At 62.4% G+C, this 16,146-nt stretch carries 14 protein-coding genes and 1 pseudogene; 10 read left to right on the top strand and 5 right to left on the bottom strand.

The annotated features are described in order from the left end of the window. The first annotated feature begins 12 nt into the window (after positions 1–12). On the top strand, positions 13–1,764 hold the full coding sequence (lpdA, locus tag IAG25_RS12125; RefSeq protein WP_309243936.1) for a dihydrolipoyl dehydrogenase: 1,752 nt from the start codon (positions 13–15) through the stop codon (positions 1,762–1,764). A 162-nt stretch (positions 1,765–1,926) separates the two neighbouring features. Here lpdA and IAG25_RS12120 read toward each other — a convergent pair whose 3' ends face one another. Together IAG25_RS12120 and IAG25_RS42120 are read right to left on the bottom strand one after the other, a co-directional pair. Further along, positions 1,927–2,502: a phasin family protein gene (locus tag IAG25_RS12120; RefSeq protein WP_035506491.1), complete on the bottom strand. Its 576-nt coding sequence runs from the start codon at positions 2,500–2,502 to the stop codon at positions 1,927–1,929. A 394-nt stretch (positions 2,503–2,896) separates the two neighbouring features. After that, a complete protein-coding gene (locus IAG25_RS42120; protein WP_250483420.1) occupies positions 2,897–3,481 on the bottom strand; it encodes a hypothetical protein in 585 nt (194 codons plus the stop codon). Between IAG25_RS42120 and pbpG the strand changes: the two genes are divergently transcribed. Further along, a complete protein-coding gene (gene pbpG, locus IAG25_RS12110) occupies positions 3,468–4,463 on the top strand; it encodes a D-alanyl-D-alanine endopeptidase (RefSeq protein WP_309243935.1) in 996 nt (331 codons plus the stop codon). The genes IAG25_RS42120 and pbpG overlap by 14 nt on opposite strands. 89 nt (positions 4,464–4,552) lie before the next feature. On the opposite strand, the gene IAG25_RS12105 is transcribed toward pbpG, so the two are convergent. Continuing rightward, a complete protein-coding gene (locus IAG25_RS12105; RefSeq protein WP_035506496.1) occupies positions 4,553–5,359 on the bottom strand; it encodes an IclR family transcriptional regulator in 807 nt (268 codons plus the stop codon). 191 nt (positions 5,360–5,550) lie between these two features. Here IAG25_RS12105 and IAG25_RS12100 point away from each other — a divergent pair. Together IAG25_RS12100 and IAG25_RS12095 are read left to right on the top strand one after the other, a co-directional pair. Continuing rightward, positions 5,551–6,284: pseudogene (locus IAG25_RS12100) on the top strand ((Fe-S)-binding protein). Positions 6,285–6,309: 25 nt separating this feature from the next. Beyond that, positions 6,310–7,722 carry a lactate utilization protein B gene (locus IAG25_RS12095; protein WP_187605027.1) on the top strand — a complete coding sequence of 471 codons (1,413 nt, stop codon included), beginning with the start codon at positions 6,310–6,312 and terminating at the stop codon, positions 7,720–7,722. A gap of 54 nt (positions 7,723–7,776) precedes the next feature. Here IAG25_RS12095 and IAG25_RS12090 read toward each other — a convergent pair whose 3' ends face one another. Next, positions 7,777–8,313 carry a hypothetical protein gene (locus tag IAG25_RS12090; protein WP_187605026.1) on the bottom strand — a complete coding sequence of 179 codons (537 nt, stop codon included), beginning with the start codon at positions 8,311–8,313 and terminating at the stop codon, positions 7,777–7,779. A gap of 273 nt (positions 8,314–8,586) precedes the next feature. Between IAG25_RS12090 and IAG25_RS12085 the strand changes: the two genes are divergently transcribed. Beyond that, positions 8,587–8,805, top strand: coding sequence for a hypothetical protein (locus IAG25_RS12085; protein ID WP_187605025.1), 219 nt, complete (start codon positions 8,587–8,589; stop codon positions 8,803–8,805). A gap of 76 nt (positions 8,806–8,881) precedes the next feature. Here the strand turns inward: IAG25_RS12085 and IAG25_RS12080 are convergent, their stop codons facing one another. Next, on the bottom strand, positions 8,882–10,081 hold the full coding sequence (locus IAG25_RS12080) for an amino acid aminotransferase (RefSeq protein ID WP_187605024.1): 1,200 nt from the start codon (positions 10,079–10,081) through the stop codon (positions 8,882–8,884). 343 nt (positions 10,082–10,424) lie between these two features. Between IAG25_RS12080 and uvrB the strand changes: the two genes are divergently transcribed. The 5 genes from uvrB to IAG25_RS12055 all read left to right on the top strand — a co-directional run bounded on the left by uvrB (position 10,425) and on the right by IAG25_RS12055 (position 16,141). Next, the gene (gene uvrB, locus IAG25_RS12075) at positions 10,425–12,521 is read left to right on the top strand and encodes an excinuclease ABC subunit UvrB (RefSeq protein WP_187605023.1); all 2,097 of its coding nucleotides are present in this window, start codon (positions 10,425–10,427) and stop codon (positions 12,519–12,521) included. A gap of 367 nt (positions 12,522–12,888) precedes the next feature. Further along, a complete protein-coding gene (locus tag IAG25_RS12070) occupies positions 12,889–13,434 on the top strand; it encodes an iron transporter (protein ID WP_371879821.1) in 546 nt (181 codons plus the stop codon). Positions 13,435–13,489: 55 nt separating this feature from the next. Beyond that, positions 13,490–13,822 (top strand): cupredoxin domain-containing protein, encoded by a 333-nt coding sequence (locus tag IAG25_RS12065; protein WP_187605022.1) that lies wholly within the window; start codon positions 13,490–13,492, stop codon positions 13,820–13,822. 67 nt (positions 13,823–13,889) lie between these two features. Continuing rightward, the gene (locus IAG25_RS12060; protein ID WP_187605021.1) at positions 13,890–14,741 is read left to right on the top strand and encodes an FTR1 family iron permease; all 852 of its coding nucleotides are present in this window, start codon (positions 13,890–13,892) and stop codon (positions 14,739–14,741) included. Beyond that, a complete protein-coding gene (locus IAG25_RS12055; protein ID WP_187605020.1) occupies positions 14,738–16,141 on the top strand; it encodes a 4Fe-4S binding protein in 1,404 nt (467 codons plus the stop codon). The genes IAG25_RS12060 and IAG25_RS12055 overlap by 4 nt, the downstream gene beginning before the upstream one ends. Positions 16,142–16,146 lie beyond the last annotated feature (5 nt).

Genomic DNA, 16,146 nt, shown 5'->3' with positions numbered 1-16,146 from the left:
GCGGGTGGCGCCGTGCAGGACGTGAAGGTGCCGGACATCGGCGACTTCAAGGACATTCCGGTCATCGAAGTGCACGTGAAGCCGGGCGATACGGTCGAGAAGGAGCAGTCGCTCATCACGCTCGAATCCGATAAAGCCACGATGGACGTGCCTTCTCCGGCTGCGGGCACGGTCAAGGAAGTGAACGTGAAGGTCGGCGACAACGTGTCGGAAGGCACGCTCGTCCTGACGCTCGAAGGCGGCGACGCGGCTCCCGCGGCCGCGCCTCAGAAGGCCGCTCCGGCAGCCGCCGCAGCCGCTCCGGCGTCCGCGTCCGCGCCCGCGCCGCAGGCGGGCAGCTACTCCGGCGCCGCCGATGTCGAATGCGACATGCTGGTGATCGGCGCCGGCCCCGGCGGTTACTCGGCGGCGTTCCGGTCCGCCGATCTCGGCATGAAGACGGTGCTGGTCGAGCGTTATTCGACGCTGGGCGGCGTGTGTCTGAACGTCGGCTGCATTCCGTCGAAGGCGCTGCTGCACACCGCGCTCGTCATCGACGAAGCGGCGGAACTCGCGGCGCACGGCATCAGCTTCGGCGAGCCGAAAGTCGATCTGGACAAGCTGCGCGGCTTCAAGGAAGGCGTCGTCAAGAAGCTGACCGGCGGTCTCGCGGGCATGGCGAAGGCGCGCAAGGTGCAAGTGGTCACGGGCGTCGGCAGTTTCGTCGATCCGAACCATATGGAAGTGCAGGGCGCGGACGGCAGGAAGGTCGTGAAGTTCAAGCAGGCGATCATCGCGGCCGGCTCGCAAGCCGTGAAGCTGCCGTTCTTCCCGGACGATCCGCGTGTTGTCGATTCGACCGGCGCGCTCGAACTGCGTCAGCTTCCGAAGCGCATGCTCGTGGTGGGCGGCGGCATCATCGGCCTGGAAATGGCGACCGTTTATTCGACGCTTGGCTCGGACATCGATGTCGTCGAAATGCTCGATGGCCTGATGCTCGGCGCGGACCGCGATCTCGTGAAGGTTTGGGAGAAGTTCAATTCCAAGCGCTTCACGAACGTGATGCTCAAGACCAAGACGACCAAGGCCGAGGCCAAGGAAGACGGCATCTACGTGACCTTCGAAGGCGAAAAGGCCCCAAGCGAGCCGCAGCGCTACGACCTCGTTTTGCTCGCGGTCGGACGCAGCCCTAACGGCGGCAAGGTCGGCGCGGACAAGGCCGGCGTGGCGGTGACGGATCGCGGCTTCATCAACGTCGACAAACAGATGCGCACCAACGTGCCGCACATCTTCGCGATCGGTGATCTCGTCGGTCAGCCGATGCTCGCGCACAAAGCCGTGCACGAAGGCCATGTCGCGGCGGAAGCGGCGCACGGCGAGAAGGCGTATTTCGATGCGCTGCAGATTCCTTCGGTGGCGTACACCGATCCGGAAGTGGCGTGGGCCGGCAAGACGGAAGAACAGTGCAAGGCCGAAGGCATCAAGTTCGGCAAGGCCGTGTTCCCGTGGGCCGCGTCGGGCCGCGCGATCGCGAATGGCCGCGACGAGGGCTTTACCAAGCTGATCTTCGATGAAGAGACGCATCGTGTGATCGGCGGCGGTATCGTCGGTCTGAACGCGGGCGATCTGATCAGCGAAGTGTGTCTCGCGATCGAGATGGGCGCGGATGCAACCGATATCGGCAAGACGATCCATCCGCACCCGACGCTCGGCGAATCGGTCGGGATGGCCGCCGAACTGTACGAAGGCGTGTGCACGGACCTGCCGCCGCAGCGCAAGAAGTAAGCGTTCGCGCTTCGAAAGTGCAAAGGCGCGCTCCTTAACCGGAGCGCGCCTTTTTTCATTTGCAGCGCAAATGGCGGACGACAAACGACAAAAAACCCGGCACGGTGGCCGGGTTCTTCGTCATGCGTGCTGCATCAAACCGGGCAGGGCCCGGCGGCAAACTTACGCAACCGACTTCTTGGCAGCGCGGGAAGCTTGCTCGGTCGCTTGCGTAGCGGCCTTCGTCGCAGCCGTAGCGGCAGCGTTGAAGTTGCTTTCAGCGATTTCGACAGCTTGCTTCGTTGCCTTGTGAACCGTTTCGTACGTCGTGTTGGCAGCGGTGATAGCCGACTTCATCACGGCGACAGCCGTTTCCGAACCAGCCGGTGCGTTCTTCGCGACGTTGTCGACGAGCGTTTGCACCTTGCGGTTTTGCTCTTCGTACTGCGCTTCTGCGACGCGGGCGAATTCAGCTTGCGTGGCCGACGCGATTTCATACAGGTGACGGCCATACGACAGCACCTTTTCCGCGACCGGCTGCGTCAGGCTGGCTTGCAGCGCGAGCAGTTCTTGAGCGTCCTTGACCGACAGCGCGCGTTGCGCGTTTTCCTGGCTTTCGGCCAGCGTCGACTTCACGACTTGCAGGTTCAATTCGACCAGCTTCTCGACGCCTTCGAACGCCTTGTTCGTCAGACCGAACAGCGTGTCGAAGTTAGCTTTTTGTGCAGCGGCGATTTGCTCGGGGGTCAACAGCGTCATCTCAGGCTCCTGATGGCCGACCCATCAAACGCGGGTCGTGGTTTGGGTAGATCCGGCGCGATGAACCTGGCCGGCTAGGTGCAACTGCAATTGGTGCGTCGCAACATGAGGCCCATTTTAGAGATATTCCGATGGATGTCAAGCACTTTTTGTGCGCCGCACAATGAATCGAAATTGTATGTTAAACAAGGACTTAGTTGCTAAAAAAGCGTGCGAGACGGGCATCGGTGGAAACCCTGAGCATCCATACTGCACGTAGCCTTTGAGAGCGTCCGTTGCGCTTTCCCGAAGTGGATGACAACACGTCCGGATGACCATTTGATGTTGCCCGCGCGCGCGAAGTCCGAGTCTTATCGCGATGCAAAACGAGAAGTTTCCGAAGTTTGTCTTAATTTTAAGATGTTGCCGTACACCAAATTGTTGAAGAAACGTTAACATTTCGGCTGTCCGATCTGTCGCGTGTTTGTCCGCGGCATCCGACCGCCCCTCCGTCGATTCGAAGTTCTGCGTTTTGTCCGATTCGGTTCACACGTTTAACTAAAGTCGTGGAAAGTTTTGCCGATAGTGCGTTTGCCGTCGTGTAGAAAAGCGCGCTTTTGGCAGCACGGTTCCGCCGGGACGATCGTTTTTTTCCGATCGAGGCGCGCTGTTGATCGGCAATATGCAATCCAGGCTTACAACTCAGTTTAACGAGTGCCGATAAGTGCTTAATATTGCTTAAATTTCGTTGCTTCACTACACTTGGCGGTACCCTCCAGCCGCCCAACAGAACACTAATGAAAACCGAAATGTTTTCGTCGTTGAAGGTGGTGCATGGCGTGGCAGTGCGCTCGGCATTGTCCATCGCTGTCTCCATCGCAGTAGCGACGTCCTTCGCAGCGGCTCCGGCTGAAGCCCTTGCAAAGACCGCCACGGCAACCAAGACCGCAAAGAAATCCACCGCGCAAGCCGAAAAGCCTGCACGCGTGGCGAAAACCACTCTCAAGGCGCCGAAGCCCGCGAAAGCTGCCAAGGTCGCCGCCACCGATGACGACGACGATGCGCCCCGCGCGTCGCGCAAGCGTCGGGTGTCGTATCGCATGGAACCGCATGCGCGCCGCGGCGCGGTGCACGCAGTTGCGTTCCAGCCGCGTGCGACGTCGGTCGGCCAGGCCTTCGGCCTGCATGACACGCCCGACAGCCTCGCGCTGCGCTCGAGCGTTGCCTATGTCGTCGACCAGAACACGTCCGAGACGCTCTTCGACAAGAATTCGCGCGCCGTCGTGCCGATCGCGTCGATCACGAAACTCATGACGGCGATGGTCGTGCTCGACTCGCACATGCCGCTCACCGACGAGATCAGCGTCACCGACGAAGACCGCGACTACGAGAAGTTCACCGGTTCGCGCCTGGCGGTCGGTTCGGAACTGAATCGCGAGGACATGCTGCACATCGCGCTGATGGCGTCCGAGAATCGCGCAGCGGCTGCGCTGTCGCGTTATTACCCGGGCGGCCGTCCGGCGTTCATCGCCGCGATGAATGCGAAAGCGAAGTCGCTCGGCATGACCGACACGCACTTCGAGAACTCGACGGGTCTGACGAGCCAGAACGTGTCGAGCGCGCGCGACCTCGTGAAGATGGTGAACGCGGCGTATCAGTATCCGCTGATCCGCAAGTTTTCGACCGATCGCAGCTACGACGTCTTCACCGGCAAGCGCAACATTGCCTACAACAGCACGAACGCGCTGATCCGCAATGCGTCGTGGGATATTGGCTTGCAGAAGACGGGCTTCATCAACGAAGCGGGCGAATGTCTCGTGATGCAGGCGAACGTGAACGGCCGCCCGGTCGTGATCGTGCTGCTCGACTCGTACGGCAAGTACTCGCGCTTCGCCGATGCGGGCCGCCTGCGCTCGTTTCTCGATACGCTCGGCGAGCCGCACATCATGAGCGCCGATATGGGCAGCGGCGCGAATCCTTGAGCGTCTGACTTTGGCCGACTCGAGCGGCCGACTCAAAAGAAAACGGGATTCGTCGAAAGACGAATCCCGTTTTTTTCATGGAGCGCGGTTCAGCGGTGCGCGTGCGGCGCTTCGGCGGCCGCCTGTTCCGGGTGATACCCGAGCGACTGCGAGATTTCGAGCGCCGTATGGCTCAGTTGCTTGAGCCAGGCGTCCTGCAGACGATCGGCGGGCGCGGACAGCGACAGACCGGCCACGAGCCGTCCGGTGTCGTCGTAGATGCCGGCCGCGATGCAGCGCACGCCGAGTTCCAGTTCCTCGTTGTCGCGCGCGCAGGCTTGCTGGCGCACCAGCGACAGTTCGCGCTCGAGCTTCGAGAGGTCGGTGATGCTGTTCTGCGTGTGGCCGGAGAGGCCGGTGCGCATCGCGTAGGCGCGCACGCGGGTGGCTTCGTCGGCGGCGAGAAACAGCTTTCCTACCGACGTCAGGTGCAAAGGCGCACGGCCGCCGATCGCCCGCACGACCTGCATGCCCGAGCGCTCGGAATACGCGCGCTCGATATAGACGATCTCGTCGCCTTGCCGTACAGACAGATTGACGGTCTGGCCCGTCTGGCGATGCAACTCGCGCATCGGCGGCATCGCGGCCTCGCGTACCGAGAGACGCGCCTTCACGAGATTGCCGAGTTCGAGCAGCCGCATGCCGAGCCGGTAGGTGCCCGGATCGGAACGATCGACGAGACGGCACAGCACCATGTCGTTCAGGATGCGATGCGCGGTTGACGGATGCAGTTCCGTGCTCTGGGACAGCTCTTTCAGGCTGACGGGGTCAGTGTGGTCGGCGAGGGCGTCGAGAAGACGCATCATGCGCTCGATCACCTGAATGGACGTTTTGGATTCCGGGTTCGTATCGCTCATCGTGAAAAATCGGTTGATGCGTCAAACAGCGGAATGGCGATTATATCTCATAATGTGAAAAAAGCGAACGCCGGTCAAAAAGATGCCCTTCGTCAATGATGCTCGCGGACCCGCGCGAGCCCGACGGGCGGGACTTTCGCGGATAATCGTCGGTGCGTTCAATCACTTCTACAAAACAGGAAACGCCCCCAATGCGAGTCGGACTATTCGTCACGTGTCTCATCGACATGATGCGCCCTGAAATCGGCTTCTCGGTGATCAAGCTGATCGAGCGGGCGGGTTTCGAAGTCGTCGTGCCGCCTTCGCAGACGTGTTGCGGCCAGCCCGCCTACAATTCGGGCGACCGTCCGCTCGCACGCGATCTCGCCGAAAAAACGCTGCGCGAGTTCGAGCAGTTCGACTATGTCGTCGTGCCGTCGGGTTCCTGCGGCGGCATGATCCGCGCGCATTACGGCGATCTCTTTCGCGACGATCCGCAACTGATGGGCCGCTTCGCGCGCCTGCACCGCGTGTTTTCGAGCTGACGGATTTTCTCGTGAATGTCGCGAAGGCGCGCATGGAGCCCGGCGCGTTCGACGGCATGGTGACCTATCACGATTCCTGCTCGGGTTTGCGCGAACTCGGCGTGAAATCGCAGCCGCGCGAACTGCTCGCGCAGGCGGGCGTTCCGGTCACGGAGATGGCGGGCTGCGAGCATTGCTGCGGCTTCGGCGGCACCTTCGCGGTGAAGTACGGCGACATTTCGACCGCGATCGTCGATGAGAAGTGCGCGAACATCAAGGCGAGCGGGGCGGACACCGTCGTGCTCGGCGATCTCGGCTGCATGTTGAACATCGAAGGGCGCCTGCGCCGCACCGGCGATACGTCGACGCGCGTGCTGCACATCGCGCAGGTGCTTGCTGGCGACGCGCAAGGCCGCGCGTGAGCGCATCCTGAAAGAGAGACCGCACATGCAAGTCCAGACGATGCATTTCAAGGCGCGCGCTTCAGCCAAACTCGCCGACGAGCGCCTGCAACAAAATCTCACGAAGCTCTCGACCAAGTTCGTCAGCGCGCGCGCGAGCGCGGTGCGGGACATCGACTTTGAGTCGACCCGCGCGGCGCTCAAGGAGCGGCGCGATCGTGCGCTCGACAATCTCGACGTGTGGCTCGAAACCTTCGAGCGCGAAGCGACCCGGCGCGGCGCCACGGTGCTCTACGCCGAATCGACGCAGGACGCGGCGAGACTCGTCGCGGATATCGCTCGCAAGCACGACGTGAAAAAGGTCATCAAGACCAAGTCGATGGTCTCGGAAGAGATGCAGTTGAATCGCGTGCTCGGCGAGATGGGCGTGCAGTCCATTGAGACCGACCTCGGCGAATACATCCTGCAGATCAACGACAACGAGCCGCCGAGCCACATCATCGCGCCGGTCGTCCACAAGGATAAGGAACAGATCGCCGATCTCTTCGCGAAGACGCACAACAAGCCGCGCCTGACCGATATCCCCGAGATGACGCGCGAGGCGCGCGAAGTGCTGCGCCCGCATTTCATGTCGGCGGACATGGGCGTGACGGGCGGCAACTTTCTGATCGCGGAGACGGGATCGGTGGCAGTCGTCACGAACGAGGGCAACGAAGGCATGTGCACGGTGATGCCGCGCGTGCATGTCGCGGTGACGGGCATCGAAAAGGTGCTGCCGACGCTCGAGGATCTCGCGACCGCAATGCGCCTCCTGCCGCGTTCGGCGACCGGGCAGACGATCTCGAACTATTTCTCGCTGCTGACCGGGCCCCGCGCGCCGGACGAATCGGACGGGCCGGAGCACATGTATTTCGTGATCGTCGATGGCGGGCGCACCGGGCTTATCGGTGGGGAATTTCAGGAGATGCTGCGCTGTATCCGCTGCGGCGCGTGCATGAATCATTGCCCGGTCTATCAGAAGATCGGCGGACATGCATACGGCTGGGTCTATCCGGGCCCGATGGGATCGGTGTTGACGCCTGCGTATGTCGGGATCGACAAGGCGCTCGATCTGCCGCAAGCCGCGACGCTCTGCGGCGAATGCAACAGCGTGTGCCCGGTGGGCATTCCGTTGTCGGATCTACTGCGCAAATTGCGCGAAAAGCAGATGGAGCGCCGCCTGCGACCGTGGAACGAACGCGCCGCGCTCGCAGCCTGGGGCTATCTCGCGAAACGACCGACGGCGTATGCGCTCTTCACGAAGCTCGCCGTGCGTGTGCTCGAACGGATGGGTGGCAGCAAGAAAGCGATTTCGCGCTTGCCGCTTGGCGGTGGATGGACCGGTACGCGCGACATGCCCGCGCCGGTCGGGCGGACGTTCAGAGAGCTGTACAAGGCGCAGCACTCGCATCTCGGATAGAAAAAAGGCCACGGCAATGTGCCGTGGCCCGTATCGATGAGTGCGCCTTTCGCCTTATCCGCCGTAGCGTCCGAGGAAGCCGCGTGAATTTCCGCTCTCGCGGTTACCGCCATTCGTGGATGGCGGCGGGGCGCGATTCGGCCCCGGTGGTTGACCGCCGACAGCCTTAGGCATCGGCGCGCCGCTCGCCTGCGGAGGCGGAGGGGCTGGCGGACGTCCGCCGCCTGCCTGTGGCGGCGGTCCGTTCGGGTGTCCGTTCCCGCCCGCTTGCGGCGGCGGCCCGCCCGGACCACGATCGCGCGGCTGCTGGTTACCATGCCAGCCGCCGGGCGGCGGCCGGCGCCAGCCCGGACCGTCATCCCAATAGCGGCTTCGGTTCGGTCCGTAATACGCGGGCCCCGAGTAATAACCGCCACCGACGACGACGCCCGGCTGAACCACCGGCGGTCCGCCGTAGTATCCCCCGTAGCCCGGATCGTCGTAGACACCGGGATAGCCGCCGCCATAAGACGAGCCATCGGGATAAACCGCGCAGCCGCCGAGAAATGCTGCGGATGACGCGATAAGAAGACCAGCAACTGCGGATTTCATGATCTTGATAGAACCTGTCGAACCATTACTGTATGAGACAGCATCGGTGAGCGGATGTCCCCAACAACTTTGTAAGCCTTTATGACGGCAAAGCGTCATAAAGACGCGAGCGGAGGCGCGCATTCACCAGACATGCTTGTTGTCGCGAACGCAACAATCCTTTGCTTTTCAATGGCTTTTTAAGATCGGGACGATTCCGTAAAATTCGAAGTGTCCGGCAATGGGTCACTAATGCTTGTTACCCGCTGCGACATCTCGACCAAAGGCAGTCTCATGAAAAAGACAATATCGACCTACTGGCCCGTCGCCATCGTGCTTCCGATCGCGCTGGCTTTCTGCATGCACGCCGGCGAAAGCGGCAGCGCGGCCATGCGCCACGAGGAAACCAGCGTCGCCGGCGTGAGCGCGGAGCTCGCACGCGCGATTTCGCTAGGCTTCGTCGAGGACGACGACGCGACACCCGACGTGACGTCCGCGCAAAAGACACTCTGAATCGCCGGTTTCGACGCGCACAAAAAATGGCGCCCCGCGAAGGGCGCCATTTTCATTTGGAAGCTGCCGGAACGGCTTACTTCAGCACGGCCGCGACCGCGTTCGCGACGGCGTCGAGGTTGCGCGTGTTCAGCGCGGCCACGCAGATACGGCCGGTGCTCACGGCATAGATGCCGAATTCCTCACGCAGACGATCGACTTGCGCCGCCGTCAGGCCCGAGTACGAGAACATGCCGCGCTGCTTGCCGACGAACGAGAAGTCGCGATCGACGCCGCTCGCCTTCAGGCGCTCGACGAGACCGTTGCGCATCGCGCGGATGCGATCGCGCATTTCGCCCAGCTCCTGTTCCCAGGTCGCGCGCAGTTCCGGCGACGCCAGCACGGCCGCGACGATCGAGCCGCCGTGCGTCGGCGGGTTCGAATAGTTGGTGCGGATCACGCGCTTGAGTTGCGACAGCACGCGGGCCGATTCTTCCTTGCCCGTCGTGATGATCGACAGCGCGCCGACGCGCTCGCCGTACAGCGAGAACGACTTCGAGAACGACGACGAGACGAACACGTTCAGATCGGCGGCGGCGAACAGACGCACGGCGGCGGAGTCCGCGTCGATGTTGTCCGCGAAGCCCTGATACGCCATGTCGAGGAACGGAACGAGATTCTTCGCCTTCACGACTTCCACGATCTGCTTCCACTGATCGTCCGACAGATCGACGCCCGTCGGGTTATGGCAGCACGCGTGCAGCACGACGACGGTGCCCGGCGCGTAGCCGTTGAGCGCCGCGAGCATGCCGTCGAAGTTCACGCCGTGCGTGGCGGCTTCGTAGTACGGGTAGTTGACCACTTCGAAACCGGCGCCTTCGAAGAGCGCGCGGTGGTTTTCCCAGCTCGGATCGCTGATCGCGACGATCGCGTTCGGATTCAGACGCTTCAGGAAGTCCGCGCCGATCTTGAGCGCGCCCGTGCCGCCGAGCGCCTGCGCCGTCACGACGCGGCCCGCGGCGATCAGCGGCGAGTCGTCGCCGAGCAGCAGTTTCTGCACGGCCGCGTCATAGGCGGCGATGCCGTCGATCGGCAGATATCCGCGGGGCAGCGCAGCGTCGACGCGCGCTTTCTCGGCTTCGCGCACGGCGCGCAAGAGCGGAATCTTGCCTTCCTCGTTCGTGTACACGCCGACGCCCAGATTGACTTTGGTCGTGCGCGTATCGGCGTTGAAGGCTTCGTTGAGGCCCAGGATAGGGTCGCGGGGAGCGAGTTCGACGGCAGAGAAAAGAGACATGATCTATCGGCAGTGAGGGAAGGACGTGCGGCAGGATGCAAACGGATGATGTGTGGCGATAAGCGGCCCAAAACCGTTATGCCAGTCGCACATTGTAGCGAATCCGGTGTGGCTTTTCGGACGAATATGGTGCGAATGCGCGTGCTTTTCGGCCCTTTTTTATGTCGAAGCACGCGAAATCGACGATAAAAAAGGGCGCGAAGGTGCGCGCTTGAGATTGCCGATCCATGCCCAATCTGACGATGATCAGCCTCCCGAATCCCGGTCACGTCATGGCGAGCGCGCGCATTGCGTACGACGCTAGAATGCTTGTTTGCGCAGACGTTGACTCTCTCGATCTCTCATGTCCGACACTCTCATCGAATCACCCGAAGAACTGGACGAATCGAAGTTCGTCACGTTCGAAGGTTCGCCGTTCCAGCTCTACCAGCCGTATCCGCCCGCGGGCGATCAGCCCGAAGCCATTTCGACGCTCGTCGAAGGCATCGAGGACGGTCTCTCGTTCCAGACGCTGCTCGGCGTGACCGGCTCGGGCAAGACCTTCACGATGGCGAACGTGATCGCGCGCATGGGCCGCCCGGCGATCGTCTTCGCGCCGAACAAGACGCTCGCGGCGCAGCTTTACGCCGAGTTCCGCGAGTTCTTTCCGCGCAATGCCGTCGAGTACTTCGTCTCGTACTACGACTATTACCAGCCGGAAGCGTACGTGCCGCAGCGCGACCTTTTCATCGAGAAGGATTCGTCGATCAACGAGCACATCGAGCAGATGCGGCTTTCGGCCACGAAGAGCCTGCTCGAGCGGCGCGACGTCGTGATCGTCGCGACCGTGTCCGCGATCTACGGTATCGGCAATCCGTCGGAGTATCACAAGATGATTCTCACGCTGCGCACGGGCGACAAGCTCGGCCAGCGCGACGTCATCGCGCGTCTGATCGCGATGCAGTACACGCGCAACGAAGCCGATTTCCAGCGCGGCTCGTTTCGCGTGCGCGGCGACACCATCGATATTTTCCCGGCGGAGCACGCGGAAATGGCGGTGCGCGTCGAGCTTTTCGACGATGAAGTCGAATCGATGATGCTCTTCGATCCGCTCACGGGCCGCGTGCGCAACAAGATTCCGCGCTTTACCGTCTATCCGTCGTCGCACTACGTGACGCCGCGCGATACCGTGATGCGTGCGATCGAAACCATCAAGCTCGAACTGCGCGAGCGGCTCGAGTTTTTCCATGGCGGCGGCAAGCTAGTCGAAGCGCAGCGCCTCGAACAGCGCACGCGTTTCGATCTGGAAATGCTCCAGGAACTCGGCTTCTGCAAAGGCATCGAGAATTACTCGCGGCACTTTTCGGGCGCGGCGCCGGGCGAGCCGCCGCCGACGCTCGTCGACTATCTGCCGCCCGACGCGCTGATGCTGCTCGACGAATCGCACGTCTTGATCGGCCAGTTGAACGGCATGTACAACGGCGACCGCGCGCGCAAGGAAAATCTCGTCGATTACGGTTTTCGCATGCCGTCCGCGCTCGATAACCGGCCGCTCAAGTTCAACGAGTTCGAGCGCAAGATGCGTCAGGCGATCTTCGTCTCCGCGACGCCCGCCGACTACGAAAAGCAGAAGGCGGGGCAGGTGGCCGAGCAGCTCGTGCGGCCGACCGGTCTGGTCGATCCGGAAATCGAGGTGCGTCCGGCGCGCTCGCAGGTCGACGACGTGCTGTCGGAGATCAACGCGCGCGTCGCCGTGCATGAACGCGTGCTGGTCACCGTGCTCACGAAGCGCATGGCCGAGCAGCTGACCGAGTTTCTCGCCGATCACGGCGTGAAGGTGCGCTATCTGCACAGCGACATCGACACGGTCGAGCGCGTGGAAATCATCCGCGACCTGCGGCTCGGCACGTTTGACGTGCTGGTCGGCATCAACCTGCTGCGCGAGGGTCTCGATATCCCCGAAGTGTCGCTCGTCGCGATTCTCGACGCCGACAAGGAAGGCTTTCTGCGCGCCGAGCGCTCGCTGATCCAGACGATCGGCCGGGCGGCGCGTAACGTGAACGGCAAGGCGATTCTCTACGCCGACAACATGACGGACTCGATGAAACGCGCGATCGGCGAAACCGAGCGGCGCCGCGAGAAGCAGATCGCGCACAACCTGAAGATGGGCATCACGCCGCGCGGCGTCGAGAAGCGCATCAAGGACATCATCGATGGCGTCTACAACGCCGACGAAGCCCGCGCCGAACTCAAGGAAGCGCAGACGCGCGCGAAGTTCGAAGACATGTCCGAGAAGCAGATCTCGAAGGAAATCAAGCGCCTCGAGAAGCAGATGATGGATCACGCCAAGAATCTCGAATTCGAAAAGGCGGCGCAGACCCGCGACCAATTGGCGCTCCTGCGACAGCGCGTGTTCGGCGCGAACGTCGGCGATCATGTGAGCGGCATCGGCGGAAAGTAAGCTGTATGTAAGTGAAATTGCGCCGAAACGCGGAAAGCGCGGCGAACCGAATGGTTCGCCGCGCTTTTTTATTGCTTTTAGAAATCGCGCGATTCCGCGAAAAGCCTTGCGGCGCCTGGGTCTGTAAGCTCGCTCAAATTGTTGCGGGTGTCGAACGATGCTAAACTGACGAACATTGAGAATGGTTCGTATTAACGTTCACAGAGTTGTGCTACCGCGCCTCTGCGACACGGCGATGCGGACGTTCCAACGGGAGGTATTGCCCCGGCCGACTCCTCTCTTTGAGGCGTCCGGCGCGCCGGTCCGGTACTTCAGTGGCAAGGCACGCGTGGCACGCGCGCTAGTCGATAACAACAAGGAGTTTCTGATGGGTTCAACGTTGGTGCGCGGCCTCGTCGCCGCCGCAGGTCTCACGGCGATGATGGCAGCATCGGCCGCCGAATATCCGATCGGCAAGCAGCACATCGAAGGCGGCATGGAAACGGGCGCCGTGTACCTGCAGCCGATCACGATGGCGCCGGAAGGCATGATGCGCAAGGCGTCGGATTCGGACATCCACCTCGAGGCGGACATCCACGCGGTCAAGAACAACCCGACCGGTTTCGCCGAAGGCGACTGGATGCCGTATCTGAACGTCACGTATGAACTCACGAAGGTCGGTACGACGCAGACTCTCAAGGGCGACCTGATGCCGATGGTCGCGAGCGACGGCCCGCATTACGGCGACAACGTGAAGCTCTTCGGCCCGGGCAAGTATCACCTGAAGCTGCACATCTCGCCGCCTTCGCAGGAAGGTCATATGGCGTTCGGCCGTCACACCGACAAGGAAACGGGCGTGGGTCCGTGGTTCAAGCCGTTCACGATCGAATACGACTTCCCGTTCGCGGGCATCGGCAAGAAGGGCGGTTACTGATCGTCGCAGGCGCCCGGCACCCCGGACCGGGCGCGTTCATCCTCAGGAAGTACGCATGAAACTGAAAATTCAGGTGGCCGCGCTCGCGATGTCCGTGTTTGCCTCCGGGACCGCGTTCGCCGCCGACCTGCCGACGTTCAAGCTCGAAATGAACGACGGCAAGCTCAACCCGGCGCGCATCGAGGTGCCGGCGGGGCAGCGCATCAAGATCGAAGTGCACAACATCGGCAAGGGCGCCGCCGAGTTCGAAAGCGTGCAGTTGCGCAAGGAAAAAGTCCTCGCGCCGGGCGCCGAGTCGTTCGTCGTGATCGCGCCGCTGGACCCGGGCGAATACAAGTTCTTCGACGACTTTCATCAGTCCGCGCAGGGCGTGATCGTCGCGAAATAAGCGTCGTGCCGGCGCGAGGCGTCATGTCGCGCGCGGCCGATCGAAGTGCAATTGCTGGAGGTTTGGAATGGGGCAGGTACTTTTCATCGTGTGGCGGGAGAGCGTCGAGGCGTTGCTCGTCGTCGGCATTCTCTACGCGTGGCTGAAGAACGGCGATCATCAGGCGCGCCGCGGCCTGCCTTATCTGTGGGCCGGCGTCGTCATCGGCCTGGTTGCGGCGGTGGCGCTGGGCGCCGCGCTGATCGGCTTCACCGAAGTGCTGTCGGGCAATGCGCAGGATTACTTCCAGACCGCGATGGTGCTGGTCGCGTGCGTGCTGATCGTGCAGATGGTCCTGTGGATGAAGCGCCACGGCCGCACGCTCAAGCGCGACATGGAGTCGTCGCTGCAAAAGAGCACGCAGGACGGGCACTGGTGGGGCATCGCGCTGCTCGTCGCGCTCGCGATCGCGCGTGAGGGCAGCGAGACCGCCGTGTTTCTGTATGGCGTCGGCTTCGGCCAGTCGGGGCATGTCGACGTGTCGCAGTATGTCGCGATCATCATCGGCTTCGGCCTCGCGCTCCTGACGTTCTATGTGCTGCAGCTCGGCGGCAAGATCTTCTCGTGGCGCTCGTTCTTCCGCGTCACCGAGATCATGCTGCTGTTTCTCGCGGCGGGCCTGTTCGAGACCGGCGTCGACAAGCTGATCGACATGGAAGTGCTGCCGGTCATCGTCAATCAGGTGTGGAACACGTCGTGGCTGCTCGACGATTCAAGTACCTTCGGCTCGCTCGTTGCTACACTCACGGGTTATCGCGCGCATCCGGCGGGCATGAACCTCGTCGCGTATGCGCTGTACTGGATCGTCATCTATCTCCTGATGCGCCATTCGAAAAATCAGATGGCGCAAAAACAAAAGGCGGCAAGCCGTCCAGCATGAGTTCTGTGATACCTAGACCGGGCCGGCTGCAACAAGCCGGTCACTGGATGCAACGTCACGGCAGCGCGATCCGCATGATTCAGTGGGTCGTCGTTGCCGTGTACGCGTTTCTGATCGCCGTTCCCGCCGTGATGCCGCTGCCCGATGGCTCCGCGCATTTGTGGAGCAATCTCACGCTCGCCGCGCAGTTCGTGTTCTGGGGCATCTGGTGGCCGTTCGTGCTGCTGTCGATGGTCATGCTCGGCCGCGTCTGGTGCGGCGTGTTGTGTCCCGAGGGCGCGCTGTCGGAGTTCGCGAGCAAGTTCGGCCGCGGCTGGGCGATTCCGCGCTGGATGCGCTGGGGCGGCTGGCCCTTCGTCGCGTTCGGACTGACGACGATCTACGGCCAGATGGTCAGCGTCTATCAGTATCCGAAAGCGGTGTTGCTTGTGCTCGGCGGCTCGACCGTGGGCGCGATGATCATCGGCGTGCTGTATGGCCGCGAGAAGCGCGTGTGGTGCAAGTATCTGTGCCCGGTGAACGGCGTGTTCTCGCTGCTCGCGCGGCTCGCGCCGTTCCACTACAAGGTCAGCGAAGACGCCTGGCGACGCTCGTACAAAGAGGGCGAGCACGGTCATCGCGTCATTCCGATCAACTGCGCGCCGCTCGTCCCGCTGCGCAACATGAAGGGCGCCGCCGACTGCCACATGTGCGGCCGATGCAGCGGCCATCGCGATGCGATCGCCCTCACGTGGCGCTCGCCGTCGGAAGAAGTCGTGACGCTCGGCGACAAGGCCGCGAATCCGTGGGACACCGCGCTGATTCTGTATGGCCTGCTCGGTATCGCGATCGGCGCGTTCCACTGGACCGTGAGCACGTGGTTCGTCGACCTGAAGCAATATCTCGCGGCGTGGCTCATCGATCGCAACATTCTCTGGCCGCTCGATACCAACGCGCCGTGGTTCCTCTTCACGCATTATCCGGAGCAGAACGACGTCTTCTCGTGGCTCGACGGGACGATGGTGATCGGCTATATCGTCGTGACGGGGATCGTGTATGGCACCGCGTTGCTCGCGCTCCTTGCGATCGGCGCGCGCATGCTCGGCAAGATGAACGCGACGCGCCTGCATCACCTGACGCTCGCGCTGATCCCGATTGCGGGCGTCGGCGTGTTTCTCGGCCTGTCCGCGACCACGGTATCGCTCTTGCGTGCCGAGCATTTGCCGTTGTGGTGGGTGCCGGGCCTCCGCCTCGGTTTGCTCGGCGCGGCGAATCTGTGGAGCGCGTGGCTCGCGTGGCGCGTGACGCACCGCTACTCGCCGACGCTTGTTCCCCGCGTGCTCGCGATGGTATGGTTTGTCGCTGCGCTGGCCGTCGCGGACAGCGCGTGGTACCTGATGTTCTGGGGCTTCAGTCGATAAACCGT

Source organism: Caballeronia sp. EK (assembly GCF_014384845.1).
Taxonomy (GTDB): domain Bacteria; phylum Pseudomonadota; class Gammaproteobacteria; order Burkholderiales; family Burkholderiaceae; genus Caballeronia; species Caballeronia jiangsuensis.
The sequence above is the reverse complement of the archived record's forward strand: the minus strand, read 5'-3'. Positions and strand labels throughout refer to the sequence as shown.

Bases quoted from the DNA above. Each gene is read 5' to 3' on its own strand.
- IAG25_RS12070 (WP_371879821.1), top strand. From the start codon at position 12,889: ATGGGTTCAACGTTGGTGCGCGGCCTCGTCGCCGCCGCAGGTCTCACG.
- IAG25_RS12120 (WP_035506491.1), bottom strand. From the start codon at position 2,502: ATGACGCTGTTGACCCCCGAGCAAATCGCCGCTGCACAAAAAGCTAAC.
- uvrB (WP_187605023.1), top strand. From the start codon at position 10,425: ATGTCCGACACTCTCATCGAATCACCCGAAGAACTGGACGAATCGAAG.
- IAG25_RS12060 (WP_187605021.1), top strand. From the start codon at position 13,890: ATGGGGCAGGTACTTTTCATCGTGTGGCGGGAGAGCGTCGAGGCGTTG.
- IAG25_RS12095 (WP_187605027.1), top strand. From the start codon at position 6,310: ATGCAAGTCCAGACGATGCATTTCAAGGCGCGCGCTTCAGCCAAACTC.
- IAG25_RS12055 (WP_187605020.1), top strand. From the start codon at position 14,738: ATGAGTTCTGTGATACCTAGACCGGGCCGGCTGCAACAAGCCGGTCAC.
- IAG25_RS12085 (WP_187605025.1), top strand. From the start codon at position 8,587: ATGAAAAAGACAATATCGACCTACTGGCCCGTCGCCATCGTGCTTCCG.
- IAG25_RS12090 (WP_187605026.1), bottom strand. From the start codon at position 8,313: ATGAAATCCGCAGTTGCTGGTCTTCTTATCGCGTCATCCGCAGCATTT.
- IAG25_RS12105 (WP_035506496.1), bottom strand. From the start codon at position 5,359: ATGAGCGATACGAACCCGGAATCCAAAACGTCCATTCAGGTGATCGAG.
- IAG25_RS12080 (WP_187605024.1), bottom strand. From the start codon at position 10,081: ATGTCTCTTTTCTCTGCCGTCGAACTCGCTCCCCGCGACCCTATCCTG.
- IAG25_RS12065 (WP_187605022.1), top strand. From the start codon at position 13,490: ATGAAACTGAAAATTCAGGTGGCCGCGCTCGCGATGTCCGTGTTTGCC.